The following is a 19,899-nucleotide window of genomic DNA, read 5'->3' on the forward strand; positions in this document are numbered from 1 at the left end:
CAGGTTTTCAACTCTCGTCTCACTTAGAATTCTAGGTGAAAAGTCCTTGACGACATCGGCACCCCTCGCCTAGACTCCACCTAACTTAATAAGTAAGGTGAAGCGGCCGCCTCAGGGCGACCTGACTTATCCACATTCGGGACGGGGGTGAAGCTTGTCGGAAGTTGTCCCAAGCCAGAGGGAGCTCGACGTCCTCAAGTCGCTCTGGGAGCTGGGCTCGGGGAGCGTGCGCGAGGTCCATGAGCACATGTGCCCAGGGGGAGAGCTCGCGTTCAACACGGTGCAGACGCTGCTGCGAATCATGGAGGAGAAAGGGCTCGTGAGCCACCGTGCCGAGGGGCGGACGTTCATCTACGAGCCGTCGTACAGCCGGGATCGCGTCACGTCGAGGCTGCTCCACAAGGTCTTCGACGGCGCTTTGGATCAGGTCGTCAGCAGCCTGCTCCAGGCCAAGGACGCCACCGAGGAGGAGCTCAAGGGGCTCGAGCGGCTCATCGCCGAGGCCCGCAAGCGCAAAGGGGCGGGGGACAAATCCAACAAGAAGGGAGGGTGAGTGGAGATGGCATGGCACCTCTTCGCCTGGCGCTGGCTGATCCAGGCGTCGGCGACCGGCTTCCTCGTCTTACTGGTCGGGAGCCTGGCCGCCCTGCTCTGCCGCCAACCCGTGCAACGCATCCGCCTGATCGTCCTGTCCCTGCTCGGCGGCCTCGTCGCCCCCTGGCTCGGCACCCTGCCGATCGCCCCGAGATGGACCCCCGCCTTCGCCAAGGCGCAAGCTCCACACGAGCCGATGTCCGTGGTTCTCGGTGTTTCGCGCGATCCATCGATGGCATCGGCAAGTCTGGCCGCTTTCCCGCTCGAGGCCAACGGAGCACGCCCGCGTCTTACCGAAGCCCCAGCTGCGGCGAAGCCCACCACAACGCATTCTTACTCGAAGACGTTCTCGACATCAAAGTTCACTCACATTTTCCATGCGACCCTCTGGCGTACCACGATCCTCGCCGCATACGGCCTCGCTTCGCTCGGGCTGATGGCCTGGTGGGCGATCGGCCAATGCCGCCTGGCCTGGATCCGGCGCTCGGCCGGACACGTGCCGCAAGCGGTCCGCGAGCGTTTCCTCGAGATCAGCGGCCCGTCGGGCTCGAAGGCCGTGCTCCTGATGAGCGACCGCGTCGCCCTGCCGTCCACATACACATGGATGCGTCCCGTCATCATCCTACCTCGCGACCTCTGCATCGACGACGGCGACCGCGAAGACCTGCGCTATGCACTGGCGCACGAGTGGTCCCATGTCGAGCGCGGCGATGCCTGGGCCTGGAACCTCGCGAGCGTCGCGGGCTTCGTCCTCTTCCATCAGCCCCTCTTCTGGTGGTTGAGGCGGCAGCTCCGGCTCTGCCAGGACTACCTCGCCGATGACCAGGCCGCGGCCCGCGGCTCGACCGAAGATTACGCCGAGTACCTCGTCCGCCTCGCCCGGGAGCGAGGCACCCTGACCACGCTGCCGGCCCTCGGGATCGGAGACCGACGCTCGAACCTGTATCGGAGGATCGTCATGCTCGTCCGCGACCAAGAACCGCTCGAACGACGCTGCCGCCCCGCCTGGAACCTGACATCGGCCTCCGCCGCGATCGCGACCATCCTCGTCGCCGCCGGCCTCCGGCTCGACGCCGCCCCCGCCCAGGAGCCCAAGCCCGAAGTTCCTGCACCGGCCCCCGCCGCGCCGAAGGTTGAGATGGAAGCCTTACACTATACCGGGCATGTCCATGACAAGATGACGAAGAAGCCAATCGAAGGGGCCAGGGTGACCGTGCGTCGTTCGGTCCCCAGGGATCAAGGCAACCAGGTAACCTTGCAAGAGACCAAACACAAGACGGACGCAGTTGGGGCCTACTCGTTCACCATTCCTCCGGAACAGGTGGCGGAGAAGCGGCTCTATATCGAACTCGATGTGGAGCACCCCGACTACACGACGCTCTCCGGGCTCGGCTATGGGCTGGGGATGATCCTCAAGAATGAAAAGTTGGGCGAACGCCCCTTCTTCGAGAACGTGGAAATGCGCCCGGCCCAGCCTCTGACCGGCCTGATCAACTCACCCCAGGGAGCCCCCCTCGAAGGGATCGAGATCTTGGCCTTTTCGAAATCGGCCAAGGCGAAGGTCGGCGAGGAGTTCGAGTACGGCTCGTTCGCCCGGACCCAGACCGACAAAGATGGCCGATTCCGCCTGCCAATCACGACGCCAGGCCTCGGGGCCTTCTGGATCCTGCCGAAGAAGTTCGCCCCGGAGATGCACGAGATCAAGCCCGACAAGCGGAGCGATTACGGCACGTTCACCATCAAAGAGGGGATCACCGTGAGCGGCCGGGCCGTCGACCACGAAGAGAAGCCGATCGCTCGCATGTTCGTCCAGATCGCGCGTAAGACCGACGGCACAACCGATGGAAAACTCCTCGATCCTCTCGTCGTGGGCGACGCGATTTATCGCCGGACGGAGACCGACGACCAGGGACGATTCACATTCGAGCCGCTGCCGCCAGGGACGTTCACCGTCCAGCCGGTCGAATACAATCGAGACTACAGCGGGACCTTCACCCGCAGGCCTCTCCCCGAAGTCTTCACCCCGATCAAGATCACACTCAAGGAGGGGGCGCCCCCCAAGCCGATCGCGATCTCCCCGGCGCCACACTTGGTGATCGAGGGCCGCTGGCTCGGCAGTAACGGGAAGCCCAAGAGCGGCTGGGGCCTCGACGTCTCTGGCCGGATCGGCGGTGAGCCCTGGTATGCTCAGGAGATTACCTCGCCCGAGGGTACCTTCTCGATCAAGGTCCCGCACGGCCTCGATAACGCTACTATTTCATTCATTATTGATGAACATTCTTCAACTCAACATCGGATCGGTAAAGAGGGCAAGCTCTCGACGATGCGGTCCATCCGGTTCGAGAAGCTCGACCACGACGTCAAGGACCTGGAGATCATCCGCTACGTCGCGCCGATCGTGACGGCCAAGCTCGTCGGCAAGGACGGCCAGACGCTCACCGATACGAGCCTCACCGGCAAATATCTGGAGGAGGACGAGGAAAAGGAATCGAAGAGAATCCCGCCCGGAGAACATAGCTCCAACGTCGCATTCTTCACGATGAAGGACGGCCGATATCGGACGATCCAGGTCGTACCCGACCGCGAGATCCGGCTCACGGCCCATGCCAAGGGCTTCAAGTCCGAGAGCCGTAACTTCAAGCTCGGCGAGGGCAAGACCGAAGAGGTGACGTTCGTCCTCGAACCCGGCACCAATCCCCCGAGTGAGAAAGAACCGGAGCAGAAGCCCTCCAAATAATCCGGGTTTCAACGCATCTTCACTTCAAGCCAGAGATTTGGGCGACGCCGGCGATCCCCTTCGCCGACGTCGCCCAAACGGCATCCGAGCAAACCTCCTGGGGAAATGCTCGGCATCTCACCACGCGCCCAACGCACATGCAACCCATTATAACACTCATGCCTTGATTCAAACGAGGAGCCGAAATCTCGTCCCCATTGACATCCGTCATACACCATCCGACAATTGTCTTTCCTCAAGATCGATCTCGAGCGAGGGTGTGGATGTGGGCGGGTCGTCACGGCCCTTCCAGATTTCGAGTTGCGACGTGATTCGAGGAGGGAGGCGATGGTCATGGGCAAGTCGGGTCGGTGCATGGGGGCGCTCCTGCTGGCGCTAGCCGCTGGCGGGCTGACCGTCAGGGGCGAGACGATCAAGGGACGCGTCCTGACCGAGGACGGGTCGGCGGCGAAGGGGGCGCGCGTCTGGGTCGCGAAGCTCTGGATCCAGCACCTCGAGCGGGTCGAAACCCAGGCCGACGACCAGGGGCGGTTCTCCGTCGAGGTCGGCCCCGGCCAGTGGCTCATCGACGCGAGCAAAGGCGAGCAAGGGCTGGCGAACCAGGAGTTCGCCGAGGTGGCGAAGGGGAAGGAGCTGGCACCGGCCTCGCTCCGCCTCTCGGCCCAGGGGACGCTCCGCTGCCGTCTGATCGAGGCCGAGACCGGCAAGCCGATCGTCGGCGGGCGGCTCGTCGTCGACAATGGCCTCGACCCCGTCACGGACCAGGACGGCCGTTTCGAACTCCCCGCCCTGAGCCGGACGCGCTACCACGAGGCGTTCGTCGTCGCCCCGAGTCGGGAGCGCAAGCGGGTGTTGTTCGAGATGTCGGAGAAGCCGGTGACGGACCTGGACGTGTTCGTCAAGCGGGGCGGCAAGGCGGTCGGCCGCGTGCTCGACGCGGAAGGGGGGCCGATCGCGGGGGCCTTCGTCGGCAAGTCGACCTCCGGCTCCATCCTCTCGCTGACGGGGCTCTGGGTCAGGACCGATGATCAGGGCCGCTTCGAGTACGACGGCCTCGTGCTCGACCGCACCACCTGGCTCAACGCCAACGCGCCCGGCTTCATCGACAACCGGCGCGACGGCGTACGCGCCGACGAGGCGGGCCGGCCGCAGTCGATCGAATTCCGGCTCGCGCGCAATCCCGCCGCGTCGGCCCAGACGCCTGGCGAAGCCCCGAAGGCCGACGAGGCCCCCGCGAAGGCCGCCAATCGACGCAACATCACCGGGCTCGTCCTTGACCCTGACGGGAAGGCCGTGGCGAACGCGAAGGTGCGTTGGGGCCTGAACCAGTCGAGCGACGGGATCGAGGCGAAGACCGACGCGAGCGGCAAGTTCCGGCTCGCGCTCGTCCCCGACGCGCCCGAGTCCGTCTGCGTGATCCCGGCCGATGGCCGGCTCGCCCCCGGGTTCTCCGCGATCGAGAAGGCCGGCGACCAGGAGATCCGCGTGGAGTTGGCCAAAGGCCACGGCGCCAATGGGGTGGTCCGCGACGAAATCGGGACGCCCTTCTCCGGGGTCATGGTCCTGCCGGTCGTCTCGAAGCCAGGCCTTCGAGACCTGGCCCTCTGGGAGCGGCACACCAAGACCGACGCACAGGGCCGGTTCGAAGTGAGCGGGCTGCCCGAGTCGGGCACGACCTTCACGTTCCTCGGCTCCAACGTCAGCGACCTCCGCGACCATCGAATGGATCTCGACAAGGAGTCGGTCGTCACGATGTCGGCCGCGGGGGCGATCCGGGGCAAGGTGGTCGACCCCGAGGGCAAGCCGGTCCGCAACTTCCGCGTGCTGCTCAACGTCTCGCGAGAGCGCGACCCGACCGACAAGTTCGGCGGCTTCTTCGCCGGGTTCTGCGGAATCGGCCTGACCTATTCCTCCGACGACGGCTCGTTCTTGATCCGGAACCTCGGCTCCGGGACGATCCAGCGCGTGACGGTGTTGGCCCCCGGTTACGGCGAGCGCAGCCTCGATCGCGTGATGGCCGAGCCCCTCAATCACCTGGCCCCCGACAAGGCCATCACGTTCGAGGTCAAGCGGCCGAATGCGCTGAAGGTCCGCGTCACAGCCAAGGATACGGGGAAGCCGGTCCCCGACGCACGCGTCTCCCTGATCTACGACGACCCGAGCATCGACAAGAACTTCACCTGGGGCTATCACGACACCGCCTGGGGCGACTCCGTCCACGCCAGGACCGGGGCCGAGGGGATCGCCGACTTCTCGCCCCTCACGTTCGGCGAGGGGACGCTCCTGGTGCAATGCGAAGGGTACGCCCGGCTCCATCGCGGCTGGCGCGACGCCTCGCAAGAGGTCGCGGTCGAGCTCGAGCCTGGGGCGGGCATCGTGGGGGAGCTGACCGACGCCTCCGACGGCAAGCCGCTCGCGGGGGTCTACGCGAGGCTCCATTCCCCGACCGGCGATCAGATCAGCACCCTGGTCTCCGAAGCCGACAAGGGGAGCTTCAAGCTGGGCGAGTTGCCGGGGGGCTCGTATACGTTCTCGGTCACCACGCATTCGGGCGTAGCCCTGCACAACGAGCGGGTCGAGCTCAAGCCGGGCGAGACCGTCTCGCGCGTGCTCAAGCTCTCGGCCTCGGGCGAGGCCCTGGCGAAGGTCGTGCAGGAGCAGTCCGCCCAGGCGCTCAAGGCGCCCGAGAAGCGGTTCAAGATCGGCGACCGGGCGCCGGAGTTCGCCTCCAAGACCCTGGACGATAAGCTGGTCTCGCTGAAGGATTACCGGGGCAAGTACGTCCTGCTCGACTTTTGGGCGACCTGGTGCGGCCCCTGCATCGGGGAGGTCCCCCACCTGCGGGCCGCCTACGACGCCTTCGGCAAGGATCCGAAGTTCGCCATGATCAGCCTGAGCGTGGACGCGAACAAGAACGACGTCGCCGAGTTCCTCAAGGACAAGGATCAGCCCTGGACCCAGGTCTTCCTCGGCGACTGGTCGAGCGACCCCGTCACCAAGGAGTACGGCGTCCACGGGATCCCGGCGATCTTCCTCCTCGACCCCGATGGCAAGATCGTCGCGCAAGACCTCCGCGGCGAGGGCATCAAGAAGGCCGTGGCCAAAGTCCTGGAGCACGACTGAGGGTGGTTGGTTCGAATGATAATGGCTGAGTTGACGACGGTCGCGCCTTTTTCCATAGGAGGCGTGGCCGTTTTCTCAAGTCATTCTATTTGCAAACCCCGATTATGAACAACGCGAAGACCGATAGGCTGATCCAGCTCCTGAAAGCGGGCGACCCGGCCTTCTGCGGAGAAGCGCCCCTCTGGATTCGCGAGATCCTCCTCGAACGCCTCATCCCACCGACCGGACCGGATCGCGACGAGGAGGCCTTTCTCGAGGAATTCCGCGGGGGAGCGGTCCGATACATCACAGACTGCTGCGGCGTGGAATGCGAGACTCTCCTCGAAAACCTGCGAGCCTTGATCCTCGGCGCATGAGACATCGAAGCCTCGATTATGGTTGGAGATCATATTCGCGGATCTTATCGAAGAGCTGGCGGCGGCTGATGCCCAGGCGTTCGGCGGTCCTGGTGCGGTTGCCGTTGCAGAAGGCCAGGGCGCGCTCGATGGCACGGCGCTCGACCTCGGCGAGAAGGGCGCGGAGGGGGAGGGTCTCGGCCGATTCGAGTACGGGGGGGATGGCGGGGTCGGGACGCTCCTCGGCGTCGAGGTGCTCGGGGAGGATCGTGCGGCCCCTCGCGGCGATCGCGGCGCGGGCCAGGGCGTTTTCAAGCTGACGGACGTTGCCGGGCCAGGGGCGTTCCTTGATGGCGGCTAATGCCTCGGGGGAGAGCGAGAGCGTGCCCCAGCCGTGCCGACGCTCGACGCGACGCAGGATGTGCTCGGCCAGGATCGGGATGTCCTCGGGACGCTCGCGCAGCGGAGGAATGGCGATCCTGGCGACGTTGAGCCGGTAGAAGAGATCCTCGCGGAACCGGCCGGCGGCGACTTCTCGCGAGAGGTCGCGGTGCGTCGCCGAGATGACCCTCGCGTCGGTCTTGAGGATCTCGGTGCCGCCGACGCGTTCGAACTCTCGCTGCTGGAGGACCCGGAGGATCTTGGCCTGTGCCGAGAGCGGCAGCTCGCCGACCTCGTCGAGGAAGATCGTGCCGCCCGAGGCTCGCTCGAAACGGCCAGGCTTCAGGCGGTCGGCGCCGGTGAAGGCCCCGCGCTCGTGGCCGAACAGCTCGCTCTCGATGAGTGCCTCGGGCAGGGCGCCGCAGTTGACGCGGACGAAGGGGCCGGAGGCCCGATCCGAGTGGCGATGCAAGGCCGCGGCGACGAGCTCCTTGCCCGTGCCGCTCTCACCGGCGATCAGCACGGGGGCGTCTGTCGCAGCGGCGAGGCCGATCGCCTTGAAGACCTCGCGCATGCCCACGCTCGAGCCGACGAGCTCGGGCTCATCGTCGGCGGGGTCGTCGGGCTCCTTTTCCTCGGCGTTTGCCCGGGACCGCAGCGCCTGGACCTCGCGGGCCAGCGAGCGTTGCCGGAGCGCCCGCTTGAGGGTCAACTGCACCTCGTCGAGGTCGAACGGCTTGCTTAAATAATCATAAGCCCCCCGGCGCATCGCCTCGATCGCTGCGGCCGAGCCGCCATACGCCGTGATGACGATCACCGGCAGGTCGGCGAGCGCCGGGCCGAGCGAGGCCAGGACCGCGAGGCCGTCCTTGCCGGGCATCTTCAGGTCCAGGAGTACGGCGTCGGGTTGATCGCGCCCGATGCTCGCCAGGGCCTCCTCGCCGTCCCCGGCCTCGAGCACGCGATAGCCCTCGGCCTTCAGGGAGCAGGCCAGGCTGAACCGGATGGCCCGGTCGTCCTCGGCGACGAGGATCGTCGCGCCTTCGTTCTCGCCCGCATTCATCGTCGCGTCCCTCCGGCGGCGGCGACGGTGGTCGCCGGCAGTGTCAGGGTAAAGACGGCGCCGCCCCCCGGCCGGTTCTCGGCCAGGAGGTCGCCCCGGTGGGCCAGGGCGATCTCGCGTGCGATCGCCAGGCCCAGGCCGGTGCCTTCCGCCTTGGTGGTGAAAAAGGGCTCGAAGAGGTGCGAGAGGACCTCGGCCGAGAGCCCAGGCCCCTCGTCGGCCACGCTCGCCGAGACCGTGCTGCGGGCCTGGTCGAAGCGGGTCGACAGGCGGAGCACCCCGCCGGGCGCCATGACCTGGATGGCGTTGGTCGTCAGGTTGCGGAAGACCTGCACCAGTGCCGGCGCGGCCAACTCGACCGGCGGCAGGTTGAGATCCAGGTCGAGCTCGACGCGGATCCCCTGCTCCCGGGCCCGGTCCTCGGCGAGCCTGGCCGCCTCGGCCGCGACCGTGTTGAGGTCGCCAAGGGCGAGGTCCTGGGCGTCGGCCCTGGAGAACTGCAGAAGCCGCGAGACGATCCCTTCGAGCCGATCCACCTCGTCGATCAGGTGGTCGAAGCCCTCCTCGCCCATGCCGAGGCCTCGCCGCCAGAGCTGCGTGATCCCTCGGATGCCGGCCAGGGGGTTGCGGACCTCGTGTGCGACCCCCGCCAGGAGCTTCCCGAGCGCCGCGAGGCGCTCGCTCCGACGCAGTTCGGTCCGCAGCCGCTCGCGCTCCGACGCCTGGCGACGGACGATCCGGGCCAGCCGCACGGTGAGGATCAACGAGAGGGCGATCCCCCCCAGTGCGAGCCCCGCAAAAAGCTGGTAGCCCCGCGCCGACTGATCGATGTAGATGGGGTCGACGAGCAGGGCCATCGTCCAGGTGGCGGCGACCACCCGCCCATTGACCCAAACCGGGGCCGTCCGGATGGCGATGGTATAAGGGAGGACGTCCTCGACCACCGAGAGGACGTTCCGCTTGCGGTAGGCGGCGTCGACCTGCGTATCGACGTAGTCGTACAGGTTCCCCGTTGGGCCCCCGGCCTCGCCGGGCTCGTTCGTGAGCGCGGGGAAGAAGGGCTGCTCGCGATGCGAGGGGACGTAGTAGCCCCCCTCGACCCCGGGCCACGCCTTGCGGACGCGCCCGGCCTCGTCGGCGAGCTTGCGGTCGAGCTCCGACCAGTCGGCCGCCTCCATGAAGTCGGGGAACTGGCGGACGGCCGCGAGGGCGTCCTTGCCCCGGGCCTCGAGGCGGTCGCTCGCCTCCTTCAGGCGGTCGTTGGCCCTTGCCCTGCGATTCTCGCGCTCGACGACCCTGGAGCTGGTGTACCAGAGCGTCCCGAGCGCGGCCGCGAACAGGACGACCACCGCGCCAATCTGGATCGCCAGCGGCGTATCCCACTTCCGACGCCCCATCGACGGCCTCCGCCACGACCTCTCAAGCACGAGCAGCCTTGTACCCATCAATGGCAATCGGCAATCGCCGCGCCAAGGGCCCTTCGGCGGCCGGATCCGGCGATTGCCGGGGGAAATCGACTCGATCGCCGCCGAGGGAGCCCGAGTTGGGCGGAATCCCCCCGGTACCGGTGGGGGATTTGTTCCCAACTTCGGCCCGAAAACGGGCTCAGACCCCTGAAATCATGATGTTTTCCGGATTGGCATCGCGGCTGCATTGGTCGACGATCCCCGGGCAAAGGACCCAACCAAGACCCTTGATTCCAAGGAGAATGACGATGATGAAGCTCTTCGCGATCGGACTGACGAGCGTGCTGGGGATCGGCCTCACGACCCTCTTCCAGCCCCCTCCCCCGCCCGACGAGGACGGCCCGCCGCCGAAGGCCAAGAAGAAGGGGGAGCCGAAGGACGAGCTCCGCAAGGCGTACGACCTCCTCCGCCGCGTCCGCGCGGATTCCGGCAGCGGCCGGGCCGAGGAACGCACGAAGGACTGGACCGACCGCGCCACGAGCCTCTATCGCAAGGCCATCGAGGCGAAGGAGAAGGGCGACGGCCGACGCTCCCGCGAATTCGGTGTCGCCGCCCACGACCTGGCCAGGGCCATTGATCACGCCCACAACGCGGCACGCTTCGAGCGGGCGGACCCCGAACTGCCGCCGCCCCCCGATGACGCCGGCCCCGAAGACCTCAGCGAGCGGACCTACCGCGACCTCAACCGGGCCTACGACCGCATCCGCGAGGCGGCCGAGCCCGAGCCAGTCGCCGATGCCAAGTTCTACGTCGACGCGGCCAGGGACCTCTACAACGCCGCCAGGCGCGACGTCGAAGCAGGCCGTGTGGAACGTGGCGGCGAGTTGGCCCGCGCCGCCGAGGCCATCACCCACGTCCCCGAACACCTCGCCCACGCGGCCGACGACGGACCCGACGAGCCCCGCAAGCGTGACGACGAGCCGAAGAAGAAGGGGAGGCCCCGAGAAAAGGCCGAGCGCGGCCCCCACCCCAAGGGCGAGCGAGGCGACCGTGGCCGGCCCCTGCCCCCGGCCCTCCCCTGACCTGATCCCTGACTCCACCACACCACACCCAACCTGAACCGATCCGACCCCCACCCGCCCTACCTCGGTGTCCCCCCCCGCCGACGCCAGGCCTCCCCAGCGCGAGTCGAGATTCAACCGAGGAGCATGCGCGTCTCATGGATATCCGGAATCGAATCGGCCTCTATGGTTCTTACGGCCTGGGCATGGCCGGCATCGGTTTCACCCTGCCTTACCTGCCGCTCTACCTGGGCGAGAAAGGGCTCTCCGACCGGGCGATCGGGATCGTCTCCACGATCGCCGCGCTATCCGCCCTGGCCCAGTTCCCGATCGGCCTCTGGTCGGATCGGATCGGCTGGCGCAAGCCGTTCATCGTGGTTGCCCTGGCGGCGACGGCCCTCTCGACCATCCTGATCCGGGGGGCCGAGGGGGGCATCGCGCTGGGGATCCTCGTCGTCCTCTTCGCCGAGAACGGGATCGGCCGCGCCGTCGTCGAGAGCCTCTCCGGGGCCGAGGCGGCGGCGCCGGCGCCCAAGGGGGGCGTCGGGGCGGCCCTGGGGATCCTCCGGCTCTGGAAGCCGATCGCCATCGTCGTCGTGGCGCTGGTGGGGAGCTGGATGTCGGAGCGTTACAGCCTCGGCGCGGTCCTCGTGCCGCTGGCCGTCGTGCAATGCCTGGCGGTCGCCGCGGCCTTGCTCATCCACGAGCCGCCAACAAAGAAAGCCGCGTCTGATGAAGAGATCGCGGGAGAGTCGGACAAGCCGAAAGGGGAACCCGCGGGAGGATGGTTCCCCAGGGATGCGGGGCTCTGGTGCTTCGTGGCGGCGATGGTCCTCTATCACGCGGCGAATGCCCCGGGGGGCGTCTACCTCGGCCTCTTCCTCAAGCGCGACCTGCACGCGCCGGACCGGATGCTCGCTTATGCGTTCGTCGTCAGCATGGTGGCCTGGATGCTCGTCGTCTGGCCGGCCGGCTGGCTCGCGGACCGCTGGGGGCGGAAGCCCTTGCTGATCGCCGGTTGGGCGATCATGGCGATCCGGCTCGCCCTGGTCTCGATGATCCACAGCCCCTGGCTCGCCGTGGCGAACCAGGCGCTCGACGGCCTGGGCAACGGCCTCTTCGCCGTGCTCGCCGCCGCCTGGGTGACCGACCGTCTGGCCGACCCGAGGCGGCTCGGGCGAGGCCCAGGTGCTCGTCGGCTCCTGCCTCGTCTTCGGCTCGGCCCTGGGGCCTGCGGCGGCCGGCTGCCTCGTCGGGACGCTCGGCTATCGAGGCCTCTTCATGGCGCTCGCGGGCGTCGGGGCCCTGGCCACGGCCATCGTCGTCTTCCTCGTCCCCGAGACCCTCGCCAAACACAAAGAGATCAGCGACGACGGCTACGTCGACCCGATGGCGACGGCCACCGACCTCTCGACCGTCCCCTGAGCCCTCTTCGCACTCGAACGCAGCTTATACCCTCATTTTTTCATCCGAGGATTCAGAGGAAGACAACGCACGTGGTAACCCATTCGGCCTCAATCCCCCTGGTCTCGACGATCTTCGGCCTGACCTATCTCGCGCTGGCGGTCGGCAAGGTGCCCGGCCTGAAGATCGACCGCGCCGGGATCGCCCTCGTCGGCGCGGCGGCGATGCTCGCGACGGGCGTGCTCTCGATGCGAGACGCGGCCAGGGCCGTCGACTACGAGACGATCGTCCTGCTCTTCGGCATGATGATCGTCGTTTCCTACCTCCGCCTGGCCGGCTTCTTCGCCCTGGCGACGGAGCGGATCGCGGCCAAGTTCTCCGGTCCCTGGTCGCTCCTGGCGGTGACGATCCTGCTCTCGGGGATCCTCTCCGCGTTCCTCGTCAACGACGTCGTCTGCGTGGCCCTGACGCCGCTGGTCCTCCACCTCTGCGAGCGGCTCAAGCGGCCGCCGATCCCTTATCTGGTGGGCCTGGCGACGGCCTCGAACATCGGCTCCGTCGCGACGATCACCGGCAATCCCCAGAACATCATCATCGGTTCGCTGTCTCATATTTCTTATCTGCGGTTCGCCGCGAGGCTCGCCCCGGTGGCGGCCATCGGCCTGCTTTTGAACTTCGCGGTCGTGGCCCTGGTCTACCGCAAAACGCTGATGGAAACGGCGACGCAGCCCCCCCGCGAGGAGGAGACATCGCGGCCCCGCGTCCATCGAGGCCTGCTCATCAAGAGCGTGGCGGTGACGCTGGTGGCGGTCGCGCTCTTCTTCGCCGGCCAGCCGATCGCCCTGGTGGCGCTGGCGGCGGCGGGGATCCTGATGCTCGACCGGGTCCGCCCGGACAAGGTGTATGGCTCGGTCGACTGGCCCCTGCTCGTGATGTTCGCCGGCCTGTTCGTCGTCGTGCACGCGTTCGAGGTCAACGTGGTCCACGGCTGGGGGATGGAACGCTGGCACGCCCTGCTCGAGTCGCCGGTGGTGCTCGTCAGCGGGCTGTCCGTCTTGCTGTCGAACCTCGTCTCGAATGTCCCGGCGGTCCTGCTGTTCAAGCCCCTGATGGAGGTCATGCCGCAGAAGGAGCTCGCCTGGCTCGCGCTGGCGATGTCGAGCACCCTGGCGGGCAACCTCACGGTCCTCGGCTCGGTGGCGAACCTGATCGTGGTCGAGAACGCCCGCAAGGCCGGGACCGAGCTGACCTTCCTCGAATACCTCAAGGTCGGCGTGCCGCTCACGGTGCTGACGACCCTCGTGGGCGTCGCCTGGCTCGCCCTGACTCATTATTGATTCATCTTCATCATTCCTGAGACATGATCATGATGGACTTCGACGTTCCGCCTCTAGGCAAATCACCCCGCAAGCCCAGCCCCACCAGCGTCCGCGCGCTCGACGGCCTGAACTTCTTCCTCGCCGACGTGCGGGACGGCATGGGCCCGTTCCTCGGGACCTTCCTGCGCGAGAGCCATCGCTGGGACGCGGGGCGCGTCGGGATCGCCCTGGCCGCGCTCCAAATCGGCACGGTGCTGGCGCAGACCCCTGCGGGAGGGATCATCGACCGGATCCGCTGGAAGCGCTGGGCGGTCGCGATCGCCGCGGTGGCGGTCGCCGCCGGCTGCCTGGCGCTCTACCTCGCGCCGGTGCTGCCGGTCGTCATGGTCGCCCAGGCGGTCATCGGCGCCGCGGCGGCGGTCTTCCCCCCTGCGGTTGCGGCGATCACCCTGGGATTAGTCGGCCGCGCGGCGATGGCCACGCAGACGGGGCGTAACGAGGCCTTCAACCACGCCGGGAACGTCGTCGCGGCGGCGCTCGCCGGGGCCTCGGCTTACTTCTTCGGCTACGGCGCGATGTTCTGCCTCGTCGCCGCGATGGCGGCGGCGAGCGCGGCCACCGTCCTCATGATCCGCGAGAAGGACATCGACCACGTCCTGGCGCGCGGGGCGGACGACGGCGACGATTCGAGCCACGAGGCCGTCGGGATCGGCACGCTCCTGAGCGACCGCCGGATCGCGATCTTCATCGCCTCGGCGGTCCTCTTCCACTTCGCCAACGCCGCCATGCTGCCGCTGGTCGGCCAGAAATCCGGGGATGGGCTCAAGAGCGGGGCGCCCGTCCTGATGTCGGCCTGCATCATCGTGGCCCAGGTCGTGATGGTGCCGGTCGCGCTCCTGGCCAGTCGGTTCGCGACGTCCTGGGGGAGGAAGCCGGTCTTCCTGATCGGCTTCGCGATCCTGCCGATCCGGGGCGTGCTCTATTGCTTGAGCGTGAATCCGGCCTACCTGATCGCGGTGCAGCTCCTCGACGGCATCGGAGCGGGGATCTTCGGCGTGGTCTCGGTCCTGGTCGTCGCCGACATCACCAGGGGGACCGGCCGGTTCAACCTGACGCAGGGGGTGCTGGCGACCGCCACCGGGATCGGGGCCGGCCTGAGCAACCTCTTGGCCGGGTTCGTCGTCAACGCGGCCGGCTTCGACGCGGGGTTCCTGATGCTGGCGGCGATCGCCGCGGCGGGGGCGATCTTCTTCGCCGTGGCGATGCCCGAGACCGCCGAGACCGGCCAGGGTCAGCCCTTCGACCCCAACGGCGCCGCCCCGGTTTCCCTCGCCACCGCCACATCCTGAGGAGGGGATGCCATGAAAGCTGACGACCCCATCGGCGTTACGTTCGTCGTCCCCGGCGACCTCCACCTCACGGAGCCCGGCCTGGAGAACCATCGCGCGGCCCTCCGGATGGTGGGCGAGGTGAACGAACTGATCCGCCCGGACTTCGTCCAGTTCATCGGCGACAACGTGCAGGACGCCACCATCGAGCAGTTCCGCCTCTTCGAGGATCTGCGAGGCCGGCTCACCGTGCCGCATCAGATCCTCGTCGGCGACCATGACGTCATGCCCGACAACGAGGCGAAGGGGGACCACGCCTACCTCGGCCGGACGTACGGCTCGACCTCCCTCCGGGGCTTCCGCTTCATCAGGCTCGACACCCAGGAGGCAAAGCCCGTCGGCCTGTCCCCCGAACAGATCGACTGGTTCCGGGATGAGGTCGACGAGGCGCTTGCCCACGACGAACGCATCGTGATCTTCCAGCATAATTACCCGTATCAGATCTGGGAGGACTTCGCGGGCCCCGGCATCGACGACTGGCGAGGCATCGTCCAGTCTCGCAGGATCGCAGCGATCTTCTGCGGCCACACGCATTACCTCCAGGTCGCCAACGACGGGCGGAACGTGCTGGTCGCGACGCGGTCGATCGGGGATCCCGAGGGGGGACCTCCCGGCTACCTCATCGGGTACGTTTGCGGCAATGACGTGGCAGCGACCTATCGCTCGGTGCAGGATGAGGGCCCGGTCGTGCTGGTGACGCATCCGAGCGAATCCCTCTTCGCCAGAGGGCCGAAGCAGGTGGTCTCGGGGCCTGACGAGTTCCGGGTCCGCGTCTGGGCGGCCCTGCGGATCGTCGAGGTTCGCGGGTGTCTCGACGGCGCGGGCTGGATCGCGCTCGAGCCGTCCACCACCCCTGGCGAATGGACGGCCCCCCTCCCCGGCGATCGACTGGCGAAGGGGGAGCATGCCTTCGAGGTCGAGGCCACCGACGCCGACGGCAGGCGGGGGATCCAGCGGATAACCTTCATGGTCGACCCGACGGGACGCTACACGCCGGTCCCTCGCACCCACCCGTCCGTCGCGGAGACGGCCTTCTGCTGAACGACCGCGACTCCCCAAAACCCCGGCAGCCGTCCTCCGGAAAGTCCCGGGGGACGGCTGCTGCTTTTTGCGCGGGGATGGCATACCCTATCAACCGGCCATCTCGTATTCGACGCCCGATGGCCCCTGCCCGAATTCTCGCCCCAAGACTTGAACACCCAAGAACCTTTACAGCCGAGGACGCCCATGCCCTCTCCCAAGCGCATCCTCCTCTCGATCGGACTGGCCCTGAGCCTGGTGCGGCTCGCGCACGCCGAAGGCCCCGGGCCGATGACCCTGCCGCCGGAGACGCTGAAGGTGCCCAAGACCTGGGAGGCTCCAGGGTTCAAGGCCGAGGGGATGGAGGCCCTCTTCTACGAGGGGATGCCCTACAAGGGCAAGCCGACGCGCGTCTTCGCCTGGATCGGCATCCCCGAAGTCAAGCCGGGGACGAAGATGCCCGGGATCGTGCTCGTGCATGGCGGGGGCGGGACCGCGTTCGAGGACTGGGTCAAGCTCTGGGTCGGCCGCGGCTATGCGGCGATCGCGATGGATACGTGCGGCACCGTCCCCAAGGGCACGTACGGCAAGTGGGAACCCCACGAGCACTCGGGCCCTCGCGGCAACTCCTTCGACGGCTCGAACGAGGCGAAGGAGGACCAGTGGCCCTATCATGCCGTCTCCGACGTCATCCTGGCGCATTCGCTGCTGCGGAGCCGCCCCGAGGTCGACGCCGACCGGATCGGCCTGACGGGCATCTCCTGGGGAGGCTACCTGACTTGCATCAGCTCGGGCCTGGATGAGCGGTTCAAGTTCGCCGTGCCGGTGTACGGCTGCGGGTTTCTCGGCGACAACTCGGCGTGGAAGGCGGAGCTGGACAAGCTCGGCGAGCGTGGCCAGCGTTGGCTGGCGATGTGGGATCCGTCGCACTACCTGCCCGCCGGGAAGATGCCCAAGCTCTGGGTCAACGGCACCAACGACTTCGCCTACCCGATGGACTCGCACCTCAAGTCGGTCCGCGTCGCGGGGGGCGAGTCGACCCTCTGCATCCGGATCCGGATGCCCCACGGGCACGGGGGCGCGGGCGAGAACCCCGACGAGATCCGCGTCTTCGCCGACTCCATCGTGAAGGGTGGCCACCCGCTCGCCCGCGTCACGGAGACGGGCACCGAAGGCTCCTCGACCTGGGCGAAGTTCAAGGCCGTCGACCCCATCGTCAAGGCCGAGTTGATCCTCACCAAGGACCGAAAGCCCTGGGTCGATCGCGACTGGTCGAGTCTCCCGGCGAAGGTCGAGGCCGACGGCTCGACCGCCAGGGCCGAGATCCCGGCCGGAACGACCGCCTACTACCTCAACCTGCTCGACGCCGAGGGGCACGTCGTTAGCACCGAGTTCAAGGCGATTGACTGACGGGATCAGAAGGGAACGCCGTCCTCGCCGCCGTCGTGATCCGAGGCATGCTTGCCGTTGCCATTCCCATTCCCGTTGCCATTCCCATTGCTGGAGGCTCGGCGGCGGCGGGTCGTCTGGGCCACGCCGTTGCCGGGCTCTTCGGGGCGGCGGGCCTCGGCGGCCTCCTCGTCCTGGTCGAAGTACTGGGCCAGGGTCGTCTGCACGGCGTCGAGCCGGTCCTTACAGATCTTGTACGCCTTCATCGCCTTCTCGACCTTGGGGACGAGCTGGTCGATGTCCGGCTCCTTCTGGCCCGAGAGCCAGTCGGCGGTCTCCCTGAGGATCCGGTAGTTCTTGTTGAAGCTGCTGCTATCGAGTTCGTCAAGCATCGCGGTCCCCTCCCTGGTCTTCGCGATTCGATACGGGCAGGCGCCCGTCCTGGAATTCCACCTCGAATGTCGGCAACCTCGCGGCGGCCTTGCGCGTCGCCAGCGGCCGGCCCTTGCCATCTCGCGCGATGGCGAAGCCGCGACGGAGCGTCGCCTGGGGGCCGAGCCCGACGACCATCCTGGTCCCCGCCTCGACCTCCTGGCGTGCCTGCTCGAGGACGTTGCCGGCCTCTTCGAGCAAGGCACCTCTCTCGCAGTTCAGGTCATCCTGCGCCTTCGTGATCGCCCGGGTCGCGTCGACCTCGGACTGGCTCCGGAGCCGGTCCAGGGCGTCGGCGAACGTCTTCATGCTCCCCTGGGCCTTGAGGGTCACGGCTTGGGCGACCCGCCTGAGCCATGACTCCTGCACCCCGATCTGGAGTTGGGCCCGGCTCGCGACCGCCTCCGACATCCTCGCGAGCCCGAGTTCCGTCTCGCCGAGCATGCTCTCGGATTTGCCAAGGACCTTCTCTCGGTCGTTCTCGATCGCCTGCGAAGCCTCCCTGACCCTGTACCCGGCCGCGGCGCGGATCGCGGCGGCCTGGTTCGCCTGCTCGCTCGAGGCACGCTCCAGGCTCGAACTCAGGCCAACCTTGACGCGGTCGGCCTGCGCCTGCACCGAGGTCCGCTCCCTCGCAAGGATCCCCTCCACCTGGGCCTGGATCCGGCCAAGGTCCGCAAGCGCGGCGAACGCGTTGTCCTTGATCGTCGCGGCGATGTGCAGGGCGACCTTGGATGGGGTGTCGAACCGGCGATGGGCGATCTCGTCGAGGATCGTGCTGTCGCGCTCGTGCCCGATCCCCGTCAGCACCGGGATCGGCGCCTGGCAGAGCAAGAGGGCCAGTTCCAGGTCGTTGAGCCAGGCCAGGTCGGTGACGGAGCCGCCGCCGCGGATGACCACCAGGGCGTCGAACGGCCGGCGACGATGCGAAGCAAGAGCCTCGTTGATGGCCGTCCGGATCGACGAGGGGGCGTCGAGCCCCTGGAAGGTCGCCGGGTAGAATCGGAAGTCGCAGAGGCGGGCGAGCTGGAGCCGGTCCGTCTCGCGCCGGAAGTCCCCCAGGCCCGCCGACGACGACGGGCTCACCACGGCGATCCTCACGAACTCGAGCGGGGCGGCCAGTCCCCGGTTCCGCTCGTAGAGGGCGTCGCGATGGAGCTTCTCGCGGATCCGGGCCAGCTTCGCCGCGAGGTCGCCGAGCGTGTACGACGGGTCCACGTCCTCGATGATGAGCGAGAACCCGTAGAGCACGTCGAACCGGACCCGGACGAGGCAGAGGATCTTGATGTTGTCCCGGAGCCCTTCCCCGGTCGCCGCCTCGAACTTGGCCACGATATCCGCGGCGCGGCTCTTCCAGATCACCGCCTGGGCCTGGGCGAGCACGTCCCCCCGGTCGTTGCGCTCGGCCAGCTCGAGGTAATAATGCCCGTTCTTGCCCCGGAGTTCGCTGATCTCGGCGCGGACCCAGACGAGCTCCGCCATCTGGCGCTCGACGACCCCTCGCACCCGGGCGAGCAGGTCCATGAGGGCCATCCCTGACTCGGCGGTGGCCTCGGCGTCGGAGTCGGGAACCGCGACGGTCGCGATGCCGCCGGTGCCGGACATGGTCGGCGTAAAGCCCTGGGGTAGCCAGCGGTTGAAGGAGGTCAGGTCCATGCCCGGGGGCGCGAACCAGACCTTGCGGTTCTGGTCCCAGCGGGCCCCGAGGGCCTTGGCGTCCTCCTTCTCGACGTAGGGGACGTTGAGGTCGACGCGGTCGTTGACGGTCATCGGCCTCGCTCTTCCTTGAACTCGCTCGCTCGCGACGTGCTCCGCCATCCTGGCTCGGCCGACATCCAAGCACAGCCCCGGCGATGCGTCAACGTTGATTGGTCGACGAGCGTGCACAACCCGCACCGTCAAGGTTGAACCGATTGACGACGAAGCCCCCTTGCGGCACAACAGTTTCAGGCCCCCCTCGAGACCGAACCGGAGATCGCGAGACGCCGTCATGTTGACGAGAACACACAAACTGGCGTTCATCTGGCTGCTACTGGTCTTCTGCGAGGCCCTCCCACCCTTCGCCGAGGCCCAGGAGCCTGCGGAGGAGAAGCCGGCAGGCAAGGCGTCGGAGCTGCGTCGGTTCAAAGCTCATGCCGACTGGGTCAGCCTCCCCGACAGGTTGCTCGGCGAGTCCGACGCCCCGGCCCCTCCCGCCGCGAAGGCCAAGCGAAAGCGGCGCTGAGGCGAACCTTGCACGCACCCGGA

At 67.6% G+C, this 19,899-nt stretch carries 14 protein-coding genes; 10 read left to right on the plus strand and 4 right to left on the minus strand.

All coding sequences use genetic code 11. The features are described from left to right. Nucleotides 1-154 precede the first annotated feature (154 nt). The 4 genes from ACOYYX_RS23095 (at nucleotide 155) to ACOYYX_RS23110 (ending at nucleotide 6,810) form a co-directional block, all read left to right on the plus strand. Nucleotides 155-553, plus strand: a complete 399-nt coding sequence (locus tag ACOYYX_RS23095) for a BlaI/MecI/CopY family transcriptional regulator (protein ID WP_422924105.1) — start codon at nucleotides 155-157, stop codon at nucleotides 551-553. Between the two features lie 6 nt (nucleotides 554-559). Next, entirely contained in the window at nucleotides 560-3,331 is a 2,772-nt protein-coding gene (locus tag ACOYYX_RS23100) for a M56 family metallopeptidase (RefSeq protein ID WP_422924106.1), read from the plus strand. Between the two features lie 327 nt (nucleotides 3,332-3,658). Next, nucleotides 3,659-6,454, plus strand: a complete 2,796-nt coding sequence (locus tag ACOYYX_RS23105; RefSeq protein ID WP_422924108.1) for a redoxin domain-containing protein — start codon at nucleotides 3,659-3,661, stop codon at nucleotides 6,452-6,454. 104 nt (nucleotides 6,455-6,558) lie between these two features. After that, entirely contained in the window at nucleotides 6,559-6,810 is a 252-nt protein-coding gene (locus ACOYYX_RS23110; protein WP_422924110.1) for a hypothetical protein, read from the plus strand. Between the two features lie 16 nt (nucleotides 6,811-6,826). On the opposite strand, the gene ACOYYX_RS23115 is transcribed toward ACOYYX_RS23110, so the two are convergent. Both ACOYYX_RS23115 and ACOYYX_RS23120 read right to left on the minus strand, forming a co-directional pair. Then, the gene (locus ACOYYX_RS23115; RefSeq protein WP_422924111.1) at nucleotides 6,827-8,233 is read right to left on the minus strand and encodes a sigma-54-dependent transcriptional regulator; all 1,407 of its coding nucleotides are present in this window, start codon (nucleotides 8,231-8,233) and stop codon (nucleotides 6,827-6,829) included. Further along, nucleotides 8,230-9,630 (minus strand): two-component system sensor histidine kinase NtrB, encoded by a 1,401-nt coding sequence (locus ACOYYX_RS23120; protein ID WP_422924113.1) that lies wholly within the window; start codon nucleotides 9,628-9,630, stop codon nucleotides 8,230-8,232. The genes ACOYYX_RS23115 and ACOYYX_RS23120 overlap by 4 nt, the downstream gene beginning before the upstream one ends. A 317-nt stretch (nucleotides 9,631-9,947) precedes the next feature. Between ACOYYX_RS23120 and ACOYYX_RS23125 the strand changes: the two genes are divergently transcribed. From ACOYYX_RS23125 to ACOYYX_RS23145, 5 genes are all read left to right on the plus strand, one after another. Further along, nucleotides 9,948-10,721 carry a hypothetical protein gene (locus ACOYYX_RS23125; RefSeq protein WP_422924115.1) on the plus strand — a complete coding sequence of 258 codons (774 nt, stop codon included), beginning with the start codon at nucleotides 9,948-9,950 and terminating at the stop codon, nucleotides 10,719-10,721. Between the two features lie 137 nt (nucleotides 10,722-10,858). Continuing rightward, on the plus strand, nucleotides 10,859-13,441 hold the full coding sequence (locus ACOYYX_RS23130; RefSeq protein WP_422924117.1) for an SLC13 family permease: 2,583 nt from the start codon (nucleotides 10,859-10,861) through the stop codon (nucleotides 13,439-13,441). A gap of 32 nt (nucleotides 13,442-13,473) precedes the next feature. Next, entirely contained in the window at nucleotides 13,474-14,772 is a 1,299-nt protein-coding gene (locus tag ACOYYX_RS23135) for an MFS transporter (protein ID WP_422931657.1), read from the plus strand. Nucleotides 14,773-14,784: 12 nt separating this feature from the next. Beyond that, nucleotides 14,785-15,852, plus strand: a complete 1,068-nt coding sequence (locus tag ACOYYX_RS23140) for a metallophosphoesterase family protein (protein WP_422924119.1) — start codon at nucleotides 14,785-14,787, stop codon at nucleotides 15,850-15,852. 186 nt (nucleotides 15,853-16,038) lie between these two features. Continuing rightward, a complete protein-coding gene (locus ACOYYX_RS23145; protein ID WP_422924120.1) occupies nucleotides 16,039-17,241 on the plus strand; it encodes an alpha/beta hydrolase family protein in 1,203 nt (400 codons plus the stop codon). Between the two features lie 5 nt (nucleotides 17,242-17,246). Here the strand turns inward: ACOYYX_RS23145 and xseB are convergent, their stop codons facing one another. Beyond that, a complete protein-coding gene (gene xseB, locus ACOYYX_RS23150) occupies nucleotides 17,247-17,612 on the minus strand; it encodes an exodeoxyribonuclease VII small subunit (RefSeq protein ID WP_422924122.1) in 366 nt (121 codons plus the stop codon). Continuing rightward, nucleotides 17,605-19,422 (minus strand): exodeoxyribonuclease VII large subunit, encoded by a 1,818-nt coding sequence (xseA, locus tag ACOYYX_RS23155; protein WP_422924124.1) that lies wholly within the window; start codon nucleotides 19,420-19,422, stop codon nucleotides 17,605-17,607. The genes xseB and xseA overlap by 8 nt, the downstream gene beginning before the upstream one ends. Before the next feature lie 220 nt (nucleotides 19,423-19,642). Between xseA and ACOYYX_RS23160 the strand changes: the two genes are divergently transcribed. Continuing rightward, nucleotides 19,643-19,876 carry a hypothetical protein gene (locus ACOYYX_RS23160; RefSeq protein WP_422924126.1) on the plus strand — a complete coding sequence of 78 codons (234 nt, stop codon included), beginning with the start codon at nucleotides 19,643-19,645 and terminating at the stop codon, nucleotides 19,874-19,876. The last annotated feature ends 23 nt before the right edge of the window (nucleotides 19,877-19,899 follow it).

Origin of the sequence: Singulisphaera chitinilytica, from assembly GCF_049331405.1 — a bacterium.
GTDB lineage: Bacteria > Planctomycetota > Planctomycetia > Isosphaerales > Isosphaeraceae > PoT.

Coding starts and splice junctions, on each gene's coding strand:
- ACOYYX_RS23110 (WP_422924110.1), top strand. CDS start 6,559: ATGAACAACGCGAAGACCGATAGGCTGATCCAGCTCCTGAAAGCGGGC.
- ACOYYX_RS23140 (WP_422924119.1), top strand. CDS start 14,785: ATGAAAGCTGACGACCCCATCGGCGTTACGTTCGTCGTCCCCGGCGAC.
- ACOYYX_RS23100 (WP_422924106.1), top strand. CDS start 560: ATGGCATGGCACCTCTTCGCCTGGCGCTGGCTGATCCAGGCGTCGGCG.
- ACOYYX_RS23145 (WP_422924120.1), top strand. CDS start 16,039: ATGCCCTCTCCCAAGCGCATCCTCCTCTCGATCGGACTGGCCCTGAGC.
- xseB (WP_422924122.1), bottom strand. CDS start 17,612: ATGCTTGACGAACTCGATAGCAGCAGCTTCAACAAGAACTACCGGATC.
- ACOYYX_RS23115 (WP_422924111.1), bottom strand. CDS start 8,233: ATGAATGCGGGCGAGAACGAAGGCGCGACGATCCTCGTCGCCGAGGAC.
- ACOYYX_RS23120 (WP_422924113.1), bottom strand. CDS start 9,630: ATGGGGCGTCGGAAGTGGGATACGCCGCTGGCGATCCAGATTGGCGCG.
- ACOYYX_RS23160 (WP_422924126.1), top strand. CDS start 19,643: ATGTTGACGAGAACACACAAACTGGCGTTCATCTGGCTGCTACTGGTC.
- xseA (WP_422924124.1), bottom strand. CDS start 19,422: ATGACCGTCAACGACCGCGTCGACCTCAACGTCCCCTACGTCGAGAAG.
- ACOYYX_RS23130 (WP_422924117.1), top strand. CDS start 10,859: ATGGATATCCGGAATCGAATCGGCCTCTATGGTTCTTACGGCCTGGGC.
- ACOYYX_RS23105 (WP_422924108.1), top strand. CDS start 3,659: ATGGTCATGGGCAAGTCGGGTCGGTGCATGGGGGCGCTCCTGCTGGCG.
- ACOYYX_RS23135 (WP_422931657.1), top strand. CDS start 13,474: ATGGACTTCGACGTTCCGCCTCTAGGCAAATCACCCCGCAAGCCCAGC.
- ACOYYX_RS23125 (WP_422924115.1), top strand. CDS start 9,948: ATGATGAAGCTCTTCGCGATCGGACTGACGAGCGTGCTGGGGATCGGC.